Source organism: Pseudomonas sp. NPDC085632, assembly GCF_044541255.1.
GTDB lineage: Bacteria > Pseudomonadota > Gammaproteobacteria > Pseudomonadales > Pseudomonadaceae > Aquipseudomonas.
In genome coordinates, this window is record NZ_JBITSX010000033.1 from 17984 (window position 1) to 31670 (window position 13687).

At 58.3% G+C, this 13687-nt stretch carries 12 protein-coding genes; 4 read left to right on the forward strand and 8 right to left on the reverse strand.

The window, feature by feature from the left end; translation table 11 throughout:
- Positions 1–57: 57 nt before the first annotated feature.
- The 7 genes from ACIF4X_RS19490 to ACIF4X_RS19520 form a co-directional block, all read right to left on the reverse strand.
- Positions 58–1464 carry a sigma-54 interaction domain-containing protein gene (locus tag ACIF4X_RS19490; protein WP_397483379.1) on the reverse strand — a complete coding sequence of 469 codons (1407 nt, stop codon included), beginning with the start codon at positions 1462–1464 and terminating at the stop codon, positions 58–60.
- A gap of 169 nt (positions 1465–1633) precedes the next feature.
- Positions 1634–3208: an ABC transporter ATP-binding protein gene (locus ACIF4X_RS19495; RefSeq protein WP_397483380.1), complete on the reverse strand. Its 1575-nt coding sequence runs from the start codon at positions 3206–3208 to the stop codon at positions 1634–1636.
- Between the two features lie 9 nt (positions 3209–3217).
- Positions 3218–4240, reverse strand: coding sequence for an ABC transporter permease (locus ACIF4X_RS19500; protein ID WP_095120956.1), 1023 nt, complete (start codon positions 4238–4240; stop codon positions 3218–3220).
- On the reverse strand, positions 4240–5301 hold the full coding sequence (locus tag ACIF4X_RS19505) for a microcin C ABC transporter permease YejB (RefSeq protein ID WP_007912305.1): 1062 nt from the start codon (positions 5299–5301) through the stop codon (positions 4240–4242). The genes ACIF4X_RS19500 and ACIF4X_RS19505 overlap by 1 nt, the downstream gene beginning before the upstream one ends.
- Positions 5301–7169: an extracellular solute-binding protein gene (locus ACIF4X_RS19510; RefSeq protein WP_397483381.1), complete on the reverse strand. Its 1869-nt coding sequence runs from the start codon at positions 7167–7169 to the stop codon at positions 5301–5303. Before ACIF4X_RS19510 ends, ACIF4X_RS19505 begins: the two co-directional genes overlap by 1 nt.
- Before the next feature lie 133 nt (positions 7170–7302).
- Positions 7303–7584, reverse strand: coding sequence for a peptidylprolyl isomerase (locus tag ACIF4X_RS19515; RefSeq protein ID WP_007912303.1), 282 nt, complete (start codon positions 7582–7584; stop codon positions 7303–7305).
- Positions 7585–7681: 97 nt separating this feature from the next.
- Positions 7682–8551 carry a lipase family alpha/beta hydrolase gene (locus ACIF4X_RS19520; RefSeq protein ID WP_397483410.1) on the reverse strand — a complete coding sequence of 290 codons (870 nt, stop codon included), beginning with the start codon at positions 8549–8551 and terminating at the stop codon, positions 7682–7684.
- Positions 8552–8887: 336 nt separating this feature from the next.
- Between ACIF4X_RS19520 and ACIF4X_RS19525 the strand changes: the two genes are divergently transcribed.
- Positions 8888–9967, forward strand: coding sequence for a hypothetical protein (locus tag ACIF4X_RS19525; protein ID WP_397483382.1), 1080 nt, complete (start codon positions 8888–8890; stop codon positions 9965–9967).
- A 55-nt stretch (positions 9968–10022) separates the two neighbouring features.
- Here ACIF4X_RS19525 and ACIF4X_RS19530 read toward each other — a convergent pair whose 3' ends face one another.
- Positions 10023–11099, reverse strand: a complete 1077-nt coding sequence (locus ACIF4X_RS19530) for a 3-deoxy-7-phosphoheptulonate synthase (protein WP_397483383.1) — start codon at positions 11097–11099, stop codon at positions 10023–10025.
- A 615-nt stretch (positions 11100–11714) separates the two neighbouring features.
- Between ACIF4X_RS19530 and ACIF4X_RS19535 the strand changes: the two genes are divergently transcribed.
- The 3 genes from ACIF4X_RS19535 to uvrY all read left to right on the forward strand — a co-directional run bounded on the left by ACIF4X_RS19535 (position 11715) and on the right by uvrY (position 13685).
- Positions 11715–12473 (forward strand): carbon-nitrogen hydrolase family protein, encoded by a 759-nt coding sequence (locus tag ACIF4X_RS19535; RefSeq protein ID WP_397483384.1) that lies wholly within the window; start codon positions 11715–11717, stop codon positions 12471–12473.
- Positions 12473–12916 (forward strand): GNAT family N-acetyltransferase, encoded by a 444-nt coding sequence (locus tag ACIF4X_RS19540; protein WP_397483385.1) that lies wholly within the window; start codon positions 12473–12475, stop codon positions 12914–12916. The genes ACIF4X_RS19535 and ACIF4X_RS19540 overlap by 1 nt, the downstream gene beginning before the upstream one ends.
- Positions 12917–13043: 127 nt before the next feature.
- Entirely contained in the window at positions 13044–13685 is a 642-nt protein-coding gene (gene uvrY, locus ACIF4X_RS19545; RefSeq protein ID WP_016984198.1) for a UvrY/SirA/GacA family response regulator transcription factor, read from the forward strand.
- The last annotated feature ends 2 nt before the right edge of the window (positions 13686–13687 follow it).

The following is a 13687-nucleotide window of genomic DNA, read 5'->3' on the forward strand; positions in this document are numbered from 1 at the left end:
CTTTTGATCTTCAAATAATTGATCTAAAAAAAGAGATAGATGTCTCTTTATAGAGACTCAAGCAATCCCCAGCGCCACCATCTTCTTGTACAGCGTCGATCGCCCCAGCCCCAGTCGAGCCGCCGCATCCGGCACGTTCCCCGCACATTGCGCAAGAGCCGCCTGAACCAGTTGTCGATCAAAACGCTCCCGCGCCTGAGCGAATGTCTCTTCAGCCAGCGCCTCCACCATCGGTACCGACGCACGTTCGACCGGCGTCAACGTTCCAATCGCCGCACGAATATCCTGCTCGGTGAGCATCAAGTCATCACTGAGCAACGCCGCCCTCTCCAACACATTGCGCAATTCGCGAATGTTCCCCGGCCAGGCATGTTGACCGAGCAACGCCAGCGCATCACGGTGCAACTCGTGCTGACTGCGCAACTCTTCCAGAATCGCTTCGCTAAGCGCCGGCAGGTCATCAAGTCGTTCCCGCAATGACGGCACCTGAATCAGCAACACATTGAGGCGATAGTACAAATCGGCGCGGAACTCACCGCGTTTGATCGCGGCTTGCAGATCCGTCGAGGTGGCGGCAATCACGCGCACGTCGCTCTGAATCACCTCGTTGGAGCCTACCGGTTCGAATTCCTTTTCCTGCAACACGCGTAAAAGTTTGCTCTGCAAAGGCAGCGGCATGTCACCGATCTCGTCGAGAAACAGCGTGCCGCCCTGAGCGATCTGCAATTTTCCGGTGCGACCCTTGCGGTCGGCGCCGGTGAAGGCGCCGGGCGCCGTGCCGAAAAACTCCGCCTCCAGCAATGCTTCGGGAATCGCCGCGCTGTTGACGCTGACGAACGCTTTGTGTGCTCGTGGCGAGGCACTGTGAATCGCCTGGGCCAGCAACTCTTTGCCTGTGCCGGTTTCGCCAAGCAGCAACACCGGCGATTCGGCGCTGGCACTGCGCCGGGCACGTCGTTTGACTTCAAGGCTGGCGGCGCTGGTGCCGATGAAATGGGCGAAGTTGTATTTGGTCTGCCGGGCGCGCAGCAGAGAACGGGTCGAGGCCAGTTCTTCCTGCATGCTCAAATACCGTTTGAGCATTGGCGACAGGGTGCGCAACTCATCGAACAGGGCAAACCCGATCGCGCCGATCACCGTGCCGGCGTCGTCATGGATCGGCAGACGCATCACCACCAGAGGCTCTTTCGGGGTGTCCTGCATGTCCAGAAGGATGGGGCGACCGGTACGCACCACCTCGCGCAACAGACTGCCTGGGATCACACTTTCACAAGGCTTGCCGATGGCGCCTGCCGCCGATTCAAGACCGAAACGCCGGGCGTAGCGCTCGTTCATCCAGACGATGTTGGCATCGCGGTCGACAATCACCGTGCCTTCGCTGGACTGCTCGATGATCTCGAACAGCGAACGGATCGCCAGGGTGCGAACCCGTTGGTAGTCCTTGAGGCTTTCGGTGGTGTTCATCTGACAGCTAGTCCGGAATTTGAGTTGTTGATGCGGGCCTCTTCGCTGGCACGCCAGCTCCCACAGGGTTCTCGGTCGTATACACATGTCGTGGCCGCTGCAGCCCCTTGTGGGAGCTGGCTTGCCAGCGATGGCCGCGACTCGGTTCCAAGTCGATCCCCGATTATGCCTACCCCGGATGCGCCGCCGCCAACAGCTCTTTGGTATACGGATGCTGCGGCGCGTCGAACACATCATGACTGGCGCCACGCTCGACCACTTTGCCGTCCTTGATCACGATCATGTCGTGGGCCAGGGCGCGCACCACCGCCAGGTCGTGGCTGATGAACAGATAGGTCAAACCGTGGGTTTCCTGAAGCTGGCGGAGCAGGGCGACCACTTGTTTCTGCACCGTGCGATCGAGTGCCGACGTCGGCTCATCAAGCAGGATCAGCGCCGGTTTGAGCACCAGCGCCCGAGCGATGGCAATGCGTTGGCGCTGGCCACCGGAGAATTCGTGGGGGTAGCGATGGCGACTTTCCGGGTCGAGGCCGACCTCTTTAAGCACGCGGATCACTTGTTCATCGCACTCATCAGCGGTCGACTCGCAGTGCACTTCCAGGCCTTCGCTGATGATTTGCGCCACTGACATGCGCGGGCTGAGACTGCCGAACGGATCCTGGAATACCACCTGCATTTGCCGGCGCCACGGCCGCATCTGCTTCTGATTGAGGCCGTTGAGCGCCTGGCCCTGAAAGCGGATGCCGCCCTCGGAGTCGAGCAAACGCAGGATCGCCTGGCCCAATGTCGACTTGCCGGAACCGGATTCACCAACGATACCCAGCGTCTTGCCACGCTGGATACTCAGGCTGATGCCATCCACCGCCCGCAGGTATTGCTTGCGCTGGAACAGACCGCCACCGACGACAAACTCAACCTTCAGGTCATCGACCTCCAGCACGTTTTCGCGCTCATCCCGCGGCAGGGCTTCGCCTTCGGGTTCGGCGTTGAGCAATACACAGCTATAAGGATGTTTCGGCTCGGTAAACAGGACTTCGCAGGGCGCCTGTTCGACGATTTCCCCGGCCTTCATCACGCACACGCGCTGGGCAATGCTGCGCACCAGATTGAGGTCGTGGCTGATCAGCAGCAGTGACATGCCCAGACGTTGCTGCAGGGATTTGAGCAGCAGCAGGATTTTGCGCTGCACGGTCACGTCGAGCGCGGTGGTCGGTTCGTCGGCGATCAACAGCTCTGGTTCGCAGGCCAGGGCCATGGCGATCATCACCCGTTGCCGTTGGCCGCCGGAGAGTTGATGCGGGTAAGCCTTGAGTCGCTCTTTGGGTTTCTGGATACCCACCAGTCCGAGCAGTTCGAGGATGCGTTGCTGCGCCGCTTTGCCGCCGAGGCCACGGTGCAGCAGCAGGGTTTCGCCGATCTGCTTTTCGATGGTGTGCAGCGGATTCAGTGAGGTCATCGGCTCCTGGAAGATCATCGCGATGCGGTTGCCGCGCAATTCACGCAAGACCTTGGGATCGGCGCCGATCAGTTCCTGCCCGCGATAGCGAATGCTGCCAGCGGTATGCGCTTCGCTTTGCGGCAGCAATTGCAGGATCGAATGGGCGGTCACCGATTTGCCCGAGCCCGATTCGCCCACCAGCGCCAGACATTCGCCGGGGCGGATGTCCAGACACAGGTCGCGCACCACGTTCTGGCCATGGAAGGCGACGTTGAGGTTACGGATTTCAATCAGGTTGTCAGTCATGGCCACGCTTCAGGATCGAGGGTCGAACGCGTCACGCAACGCTTCGCCAATGAACACCAGTAAAGAAAGGATCAACGCCAGGGTGAAAAACGCCGTCAACCCAAGCCACGGTGCTTGCAGGTTCTGTTTGCCCTGACCGATCAACTCACCCAGCGAAGCACTGCCGGCGGGCATGCCGAAACCGAGAAAATCCAGCGCAGTTAGGGTGGAAATCGCGCCGGTCAGAATGAACGGCAGGTAGCTCAGTGTCGCATTCATGGCGTTGGGCAGAATGTGCCGGAAAATCACCTTGCGGTCGCTCAGGCCCAGCGCGCGGGCGGCCTTGACGTATTCCAGATTGCGTCCGCGCAGGAACTCGGCGCGCACCACGTCCACCAGCGCCAGCCATGAAAACAGCGCCATGATCCCCAGCAGCCACCAGAAATTCGGCTCGACAAAACCGGAAAGGATGATCAGCAGATACAACACCGGCAGCCCCGACCAGACTTCCAGCACACGCTGCCCGAGCAGGTCGACCCAGCCGCCGTAGTAACCCTGCAATGCGCCGGCGGCGATGCCGATCAGGGCGCTGACAAAAGTCAGCATCAAGGCAAACAGAATCGACACCCGTGCGCCGAAAATCACCCGCGCCAGTACATCTCGCGATTGATCGTCCGTGCCCAGCCAGTTGACCGACGTCGGCGGGCTCGGTGCTGGTTTGTTGAGGTCGTAGTTCGGCGTGTCGTCACTGAATGGAATCGGCGGGAACAGCAGCCAGCCACCGTCCTTGCGAATCAGGTTCTGCACATAGTCGCTGCGGTAATCGGCCTGGAACGGCAGTTGCCCGCCGAACTCCTGCTCGGTGTGTCGCTTGAATACCGGGAAGTACCATTGGTCCTGATAGCTGACGACCAAAGGCTTGTCGTTGGCAATCAATTCGCCACCCAGTGTGAGCACAAACAGGCCGATAAACAGCCACAGCGACCACCAGCCACGACGGTTTTTCTTGAAGCGCTCGAAGCGACGACGGCCTAGAGGCGAGAGCTTGAACATCAGGCGTTCCTCGCGGCGAAATCGATACGCGGATCAACCATCGTGTAACACAGGTCACCGACGAGTTTTATCAGCAGGCCGAAGAGGGTGAAGATGAACAGCGAACCGAACACTACCGGGTAATCCCGCGAAACCGCGGCTTCGTAGCTCATGCGTCCGAGGCCGTCGAGGGAGAAGATCACTTCGATCAGCAAGGAGCCGGCGAAGAACACACTGATGAACGCCTGCGGGATGCCGGACACCACCAGCAGCATCGCGTTGCGAAACACATGCCCGTAGAGCACGCGTCGTTCGCTCAGGCCTTTGGCGCGCGCGGTGACCACGTACTGGCGAGTGATCTCATTGAGAAACGAGTTTTTCGTCAGGATCGTCAGCGTAGCGAAACCACCAATCACCAGCGCCGTCACCGGCAGCACCAGGTGCCAGAAATAGTCGGCAATCTTGCCGAGGGTCGACAGCGATTCGAAGTTGTCCGACACCAGGCCACGCACCGGAAACCAGTTCAATGACGTGCCGCCGGCAAACACCACGATCAGGAACATCGCAAACAGAAACGCTGGCATCGCGTAACCGATGATGATCGCCGTGCTGCTCCAGATATCGAAATGACTGCCATGGTGCACAGCCTTGCGGATCCCCAACGGGATCGACACCAGATAAGTGATCAGCGTCGCCCACAACCCGAGGGAAATGGTCACCGGCATTTTTTCCAGGATCAGATCGGTGACTGTCGCGCCACGGAAGAAGCTTTTGCCGAAATCCAGTTGCGCGTAGTTCTTCAGCATCAGCCACAAGCGTTCGTGGGCCGGTTTGTCGAAGCCATACTGTTTTTCGATGTCCTTGATCAGTTGCGGATCGAGACCGCGACTGGCACGTGATGTGCCACTCATGGTTTCGCTGGCGCCGCCACCGACACTGGCGCCGCCGATGCCTTGCAGGTGGGCGATGGCCTGTTCTACCGGACCGCCGGGCGCGGCCTGGATGATCACGAAGTTGACCAGCAGAATGATTACCAGCGTCGGGATGATCAGCAGCAGGCGCCGCAGTATGTAACCCCACATCAGTGCGGTCCTCCGGGTCTGCCACGGGCGATCTTCTCGGCCGTCATCTGTTGATTGGTCAGGGGTGTGCTGCTGATTTCCCACCAGCTCTCGATGGCTTCGTCATTACTGGCTTGCACCGTGGGTATGCCGAAACGATTCCACCATACGGTCGAGGTACCCGGTGGATAGTAGTTGGGAATCCAGTAGTAATTCCATTGCAGCACCCGGTCCAGAGCATGGGCGTAGTGCAGCATGTCGGACTGCGTGGATGCGCGGATCAGACCGTTGATGAGCGTATCCACTGCCGGGTTTTTCAACACCATGTAGTTGTTCGCGCCCGGGTCGTTGGCCGATGCGGAGGCGAAATAATTGAGCAATTCGCCCCCCGGCGAAGTGCTGACCGGATAGCCGGTGACGATCATGTCGTAGTCGCGACTCATCAGGCGATTGACGTATTGCGAGGAATCGATGCGACGAATATTCAGGTCGATGCCGATCTGTTTCAGTGTGCGCTTGTACGGTAGTAGCAAGCGGTCCATGCCGTTCTGGCTGACCAGAAAGGTGAAGGTCAGTGGCTCGCCCTGGGCATTCACCAACTGATCGCCATCCGGTTTCCAGCCAGCCTGTTCGAGCAATTCGAGGGCCTGCAATTGTTTGTCGCGGATCAGGCCACTGCCGTCGGTTTTCGGCGCTTCAAAGACTTGGCTGAAGACTTCGTCGGGAACCTGACCGCGCAGCGGCTCGAGGATTTTCAGTTCCTGCGCATCGGGCAATTCGCTTGCGGCCAGTTGCGTGTTGGAAAAGTAGCTCTGCTGACGGATATACATGCCGCGCATCATCTGCCGGTTGCTCCATTCGAAGTCCCAGAGCATGGCCAGGGCCTGACGCACGCGGCGATCGGCGAATACAGGTTTTTGCAGATTGAACACAAACCCCTGGGCCGACTGGGGCGCCTCGGTGGCCAGATGCGCTTTCTGCAGGCGTCCGTCGCTCAGCGCGGGGCTGTCGTAGCCGATCGAGTAGCCGGTGGCCGAGAACTCGCGGTTGTAGTCATAGGCGCCGCCACGCAGCACTTGCCGGGCGACGTCGGTATCACCGAAGTACTCGATGCTGAAATGATCGAAATTGTAGAGGCCACGACTGACCGGCAAATCCTTGCCCCACCAGTTGGCATTGCGCTCAAAGGTGATGCTGCGCCCCGAATCGACTTTTCCAACTCGATAAGGACCGCTGCCCAGTGGTGGTTCATACCCGCCACCCCCGGCGAAATCGCGGCTTTTCCACCAATGCTCGGGAAATACCGGCAGGGTCGCGACGTCCAGTGGCAGGGTGCGGTTTTCATTGCTCTTGAAGTCGAAACGCACGGTCAACGGGCCTTCCACTTCGACGCCTTTGACGTCATCAAACTGAGTGCGATAACGCAGGCTGCCCTGGGTCATCAATAAATCGTAGGTGTAGCGTACGTCTTCGGCGGTAATCGGCTTGCCATCAGCAAAACGTGCCTTGGGATTGATGAAGAACCGCAGCGACAGACCATCATCCGAGCGCTCCATCTTTTGCGCGACCAGTCCGTAAACCGTGTAAGGCTCGTCCAGCGAACGCTGAGCCAACGGCGAATAGAGCAAACCATCGATCTGCGTGACGCCGATGCCTTTGTCTATATAAGGAAGAACATGATCGAAGTGGCCGATCTCGATGGCCGAGCGGCGCATCGTCCCGCCCTTGGGCGCTTGCAGGTTGGTGTAGTCGAAGTGACTGAAGCCGGCAGGGTACTTGGCGGGTTCGCCATAAACTGTCAGCGCGTGTTGCGGTGCAGCGCTCGCGCCGGTGGCGCCCGTCAGCAGGGCGAGGGCGGTGAGCATCAATGTGGGGAAAACCAGTCGCATTGTCAGCCTTGGAACCGGGAAATCGATAAGCGCAAGTTGTACGCGAGAGGCGCGCCAGTCGCCAGCCGTATGTGTAACTGAAACACAACGGCCCACCAGAAGGCGGGCCGTTGGCAAGCAGTCAGGCGACGGATCAGTCCTGACGGCTGGTGACTTCCAGCAGGTGATAACCGAACTGAGTTTTCACTGGACCTTGCACGACATTGATTGGCGCGCTGAAGACCACGGTGTCGAATTCCTTGACCATCTGGCCAGGACCGAACGAACCCAGATCACCGCCCTGGCGGCTGGACGGGCAGGTGGAGTTGGCTTTGGCGACTTCGGCGAAATCAGCGCCGCCTTCGATCTGGGCCTTGAGTTCGTTGCACTTGTCTTCGCTGGAAACCAGGATGTGGCGGGCAGTGGCTTTAGCCATGGGGAAACTCTCCAATCTATTTCAGTAAAGTGTGGAGCCTACCGGATTCAGTGGGCGAATTCTCGGCAAAGTTCCGTTCGATTGTCCGTGGCCTTGATCAGAGATTCGCGGCGTGCAGACGTTCGGCGTGCTCAACGTACAGTTCAATCGGGTCGGGCAGGTTAGTGATGGTGCTGGCTGTGCGGCGCAGGCTGCCCAGATGGTCCAGGGGATAGTCGGAGCGGATAACCTGCCCCAGATGAGAACTGAAGCGGCCGACGAAACCGTCATTCTGCTGCGTCTCGGTCATGAAGTATTGCGATAGCGCATGGCAAATGTTCCGGGTCGGATCGAGTGTCGACGGACTGTGAGCCGGCAGGACGCCGCTCCATGAGTAATAACGCACACCATTGACTTGCTCCGCGCCTTGGCCGCCCCAGCTCCCGGGCAACCCCTGAGGAAACTTGTCGTTGAAATCGCCCACACCTTCTGTCGTCAGAGCATTGAGTGCTGCCAGTGCGTTTTGCGGCAATCTCGCACTGCCACTGAGCAACGAAAGAAAGTTGCCAAACAGAGTCGCCACATTCTGTGCGACCGCCTCGGGTAATCGCCCGGGCACCAGTGCCTTGCGCAGAAAGTCAGCCATTTCCGAGCCATGGTTCGGGCCACTGACGGAGGTCACCGAGGCAACGGCGTGCGGTGCGAGCGCGGCAGCGTATCGAGCAGCCAATGCGCCCTGGCTGTGTCCGATGAGATTGACTTTGTCGGCACCTGTGCCCCGCAAGACACGATCAATCTGTGCAAGCAGTTGCTCACCTCGTATTTCGTTTTTATGGGTGGCAGAGAGGTGCGGAACAAACACTCGGCTGCCGCCGGCTTTCAGCGCGTTCTTTACGTCATGGAACAGCTCGAAATGACCGATGCGCTCAAATCCGAACAGGCCGTGTACCAACAGGACGGGATAACGAGTTGAAGCATTCCGTTGCATGTTCTTACCTTTTTCGCAGAAGTTCATCGGGGAGTCCGGAGGCCACTCTAAAACACTCGTCCCGTTGAAGAAGTAAGAAGAGGCTTCTCTTGGCCGTTGAATCTGGACTAAGGGCTGTACGAATTTTCAGATACTTATGAAATCCGAATCGGAAGTTGCGGCCATCTTTCGCTGGGTTGATGGCGGTTATGCGCAGATTGCCTACCGAGTCGGAGGCGTTTGCTGTGCGCCTGCGGCGGATTAGGCTGACATCGAAAATGCACAGGATCACGTTCAATGTTGGCTGTCGACGCCGTCCATGAAAGCGGCGTTTTTTCCAAGGAATGGAGCCTCTAAATGCACACGCACGAAGTCGAGTTTTGCTACCGGATGCGCCACCCCGTCAGTCCCTGTGAGTCGAATGAACTGCTGCCAGCGGCAGTCCTCGATTCCATGGAGGAGACGGTGCTTGATCCGTCGCTGGGCAAGGTCGTTGTCCGTATCGCTCCTTATGCAAACATGACCTGTGGCGATCAGTTGGTGTTGAGTTGGGACGGTCTGGATATAGAGGGCTTTGCTTACCAGCATGAAATGGTTCGCTATGTCAGCGAAGAACAGGTCGGCAAGGATATCGTTTTCGTTATCAAAGGCATGCATGTCGCGGCACTGGATGGCGGTTCGCTGGAGGTCTACTGGAAATTGCTCAGTGCTCGTTCGTCCGCACCTGCGTTTTCTGCACGCATACAGTTATCTGTAGGGGATACACGACCACAGTTGCTTGCCCCGATTGTCGAGGGTGCGATCGGAGGGGCGCTGGATCCGGCGCGAGTAAAGGAAGGTACGCTGATCGTGCTCCAGCCTTACGCCCGAATGGCTGCCGGAGACAAGATCAAGTTGACGTGGGGCGCAAATGAATTGCCTGCAACGTTCAGCGACACCCTGAAAGTCGAAGATTTTGCTGTCGCCGACGTCCTGTCATTCTGGATTGACGGAGCGCACATTGCGGCGCACCTCGGTGGCGAGGTGATGGTGAGCTATCGAGTCGAACAAGCCAGGGGAATTGTTCGCGAATCCGAAGCCACGAGAGTTGTCATCACTCCATTCGTTCGTGGTGAGCTGGATGCTCCTGATGTGCTTGAAGCTGAAGATGGTGTGCTGTTGAACGATGATTCGATAGATGGCGTCACCGTTGTGATCGGTAATGCCCAGACGCAGGAAGGTGAGCTGGTGTATCTCAAGTGCGACGGGGATTTTTTCAATCACCGGGATGACCGCGAAATCACTCGGGAGACGGCAGGGAAACCGCTGATCTTTATCGTGCCGCACAGGTTCTGGCGTGAGCACCATGGCACGACCGTGCGGGTGTCCTACACGGCTGAACGTCTGGACGATGTCAGTCAGGAATCGGCGGTGACGCCAGTACAAGTGGAGGCGTAACGGACATGTGCTCAGCCCTCCGGTTTGCGATAAAACCGGAGGGCACGTCTCGCAATCAGTCTTTGGCGTCTGCGGCGAGGCGCTGCGCGGCTTCAAGCAGCAAGCGTTCCGTTGCGCTGAAACCGAGGCACCCATCGGTAATCGACACCCCGTAACGCAATGACTCGCTCAGCGGCTGGCAGCCTTCGAACAGGTGAGACTCAATCATCATGCCGATCAGAGAACGGTCACCTTGCAAGCGTTGCTCAAGCACTTCGTTGAAAACGCCAGGCTGACGCAGGGGGTCCTTGCCGCTGTTGGCGTGGCTGCAATCGACCATGATCCGGCTCGGAATCTTCAGTCGGTTCAGGTCGGCGTGGATTTTTGCCACGCTCTCGCGATCATGGTTAGGCCCTTTATGGCCCCCACGCAATACCAGATGGGTATCGGGGTTGCCTGGCGTTTGAATGATGGCCGGATGACCTTGGCTGTCGACGCCGAAATGCCGGTGCGGATGGGCTGCCGAACGCATGGCGTCAACCGCAATGGCTGCGCCGCCGTCGGTGCCGTTTTTGAAGCCGACTGGTATGCTCAATCCACTGGCCATCTCCCGGTGAATCTGCGATTCAGTGGTGCGGGCGCCAATGGCCACCCAGCTCAACAGGTCATCGAAGTAACCGGCGGCCATCGGTTGCAGCAATTCTGTGGCCACCGGCAAGCCGAGACGGATCATTTCCAGTATCAGTTCGCGCGACAGGGTCAGGCCGCCAGCCATGTCATCACTGCCATCCAGGTGCGGGTCGTAGGCCAGACCTTTCCAGCCGACCGTGGTACGCGGTTTTTCGACATAGGCGCGCATCACCAACAGCATTTCGCCGCTGACTGCTTCAGCCAGTCGAGCGAGCTTGCCGGCGTACTCGAGTGCCGATTGTGGGTCATGGATGGAGCAGGGCCCGACGATGACCAGCAGTCGCGGGTCTTGGCCATTGAGAATGGCGCGAATCGCTTGGCGGTGGGCGGTGACTTGCTGGCTCAAGACATTGCTCAAGGGCAATTGCTGTTTGAGCTGCAACGAGCTGGGCAGACGCAGAGTCAGTGCTTCGTTGGCAGAGTTCAGAGTGGACAGTGGCAGAGCAGAAACGGACGAGTTCATATTCGGTCTTCCTGGGCTGGCGGCGGGTGCTTCCCGCTCACTCGGCCCTACTGGGGTGTTCGACAATTGGCCGTATTGGCTACGTGTGTGTGCTTGCCACCTTCAGGTGACCGATCGGAGGCGGCAGGCTGTCCCGAGCGGAAGCTGGTAAATCGCCAGGCGCTAAAGCTGTCGTAACGGTAATAAGTGGCGTAGTTCATTTCGTGAATCCTCAAAGTGTCTGGTGTGTTGCTGAAAAAGTGTGGGGCTGAAAAAACAAAACCCCCGGTCGGGAGGCCGACCGGGGGTTGAGAATTCTCTGGTAGGCGACCCGTTTTTATGGGCGCCGTTTGGTATCAGGCGCGCCAGTGGCTAAACCAATACCCAAAATAAAAGCTGACCGGAGCGCAAACGTCATTCGCCCGCGCAGCCGCAACCGAGCGCAGGGCGCTGGCGGTACGAAGCTGTGAAGGGGCGTTGAGCATGGTCTGTCTCCGATGAATGGGCCGAGCTTACTAGAGGCCGATACGCCTCAGCAATCAGAAATTGCTATCGCCTGATCAACAAAATGCCTGTTGCCAGGGTCAAGCAAGAGTGGTGACACTCTGCGCTTTGCTTGATTGCCAAGGATGAAACGTGTCGACATTGACTATTGCTGCTGCCCAGACCATATCCATCGCCGGTGATCTTTCTGGAAACATTACCCGGCATAGTCGCTTCATTGAGATCGCTGCGGAGCAGGGCGTCGAATTACTGGTTTTCCCCGAGTTGTCGCTGACTGGCTACGAGGGGGAAGTGGCGGCAACGTTGGCGATAGATCCGCAAGATGCCGTGCTGCAACCGCTTAGGGATTTGGCCCGAGCGCTTGGCATAACTGCCGTCGTCGGCATGCCGATTCGGCTGAATAGCAGCGCTTCGGTTTTGATCGGTGCCCTCGTTCTGGGCGCTGATGGCTCGCTCGGCGTCTACAGCAAGCAGCATCTGCACTCAGGCGAAGAGATTGTTTTTGCCCCCGGTCTCGGCGGGCCGACACTGAACATTGGCGGTGAAGTGGTCGCGTTGGCGGTGTGCGCCGATTTCTCACATGCCAGCCATGCCGCAGCGGCCGCAGACCAGGGCGCAGGTTTATACGCCGCCGGTGTACTGATCAGCGAGAAGGGTTACGCAGCCGACACCGCAATACTGCAGGGCTATGCCCGGCAACACTCGATGGCTGTGCTGATGGCCAATCACGGCGGGCTGACCGGTGGATGGCAATCCGCGGGGCGCAGTGGCATTTGGTCTGAAGACGGTTCGTTGGTCGTTGCGGCGCCTGGGGTGGGCGATCTTTTGGTAATCGCCCAGCGTCACAAGGGTGTATGGCAGGGGCGAATAGTTCCTGTCGTGCAAACCTGATGACATTGCGATTACGTCTCGCGGGTCCAGAGGATCTGGCGCTTGCCCGCGGTCTCACCTGTCAGAACATGCTGCGCTACTACATTCACCATGACCTGTTATGGCAGGACGAGGCGTTTGACGTGGCGTGGTCGGGGCGGCAGAACTGGCTGATAGTGCAGGGTGATGTGCCGGCAGGTTTTCTCAGCCTCAGCCGGGATGTGCGCGCGTTATACATTCGTGAACTGCAGATTGCTGAAGCGTTTCAGGGGCAGGGCGCGGGTTCCTGGGCGATTGATCAGGTTATCGACATGGCTCGCAAAGAGAAGCGTCCGGCTTTGCGGCTGACCGTATTCGAAAATAATCCGGCGAGAAACTTGTATGAAAGAAAAGGCCTACAGGTTCAGGGCGCGGATGAGTGTTTTCTGCGAATGCAGCTTGATATCAGTACACATGTGCTCTGAAACCCACGGCCGGCAAGCCTTTAATGATGAATTGAAACTTTTTAAATGACGCTTTCCGCTAGGTCTGCGTGGCACTTTTTGCTAAGGTGTCCGGCATCCCAATATGACCATATCGCGAGGTGTCTGCTTGATTAGGGTGCTAGTGGTCGATGACCATGATCTCGTTCGTACAGGCATTACACGTATGCTGGCCGATATCGATGGCTTGCAGGTGGTTGGCCAGGCCGAATCCGGGGAAGAGTCCCTGATCAAGGCCCGAGAGTTGAAGCCCGATGTGGTGCTGATGGACGTTAAGATGCCTGGCATCGGCGGCCTGGAAGCCACGCGCAAGCTGTTGCGCAGTCATCCGGATATCAAGGTGGTCGCGGTTACGGTGTGTGAAGAGGATCCTTTCCCGACACGCTTGCTGCAGGCAGGTGCTGCGGGCTATCTGACCAAGGGCGCGGGTTTGCCGGAAATGGTCCAGGCCATTCGCCTGGTATTTGCCGGCCAGCGCTATATCAGTCCGCAGATTGCCCAGCAATTGGCGATCAAGTCTTTTCAACCGTCCAATGATTCGCCCTTCGACGCCTTGTCCGAGCGGGAAATTCAGATCGCATTGATGATTGTCGGCTGTCAGAAGGTACAGATCATTTCCGACAAGTTGTGCCTGTCGCCGAAAACCGTGAACACCTATCGCTACCGTATTTTCGAGAAACTTTCGATCAGTAGCGACGTTGAGTTGACACTGTTGGCGGTGCGTCACGGCATGGTTGATGCCAGCCTCTGACC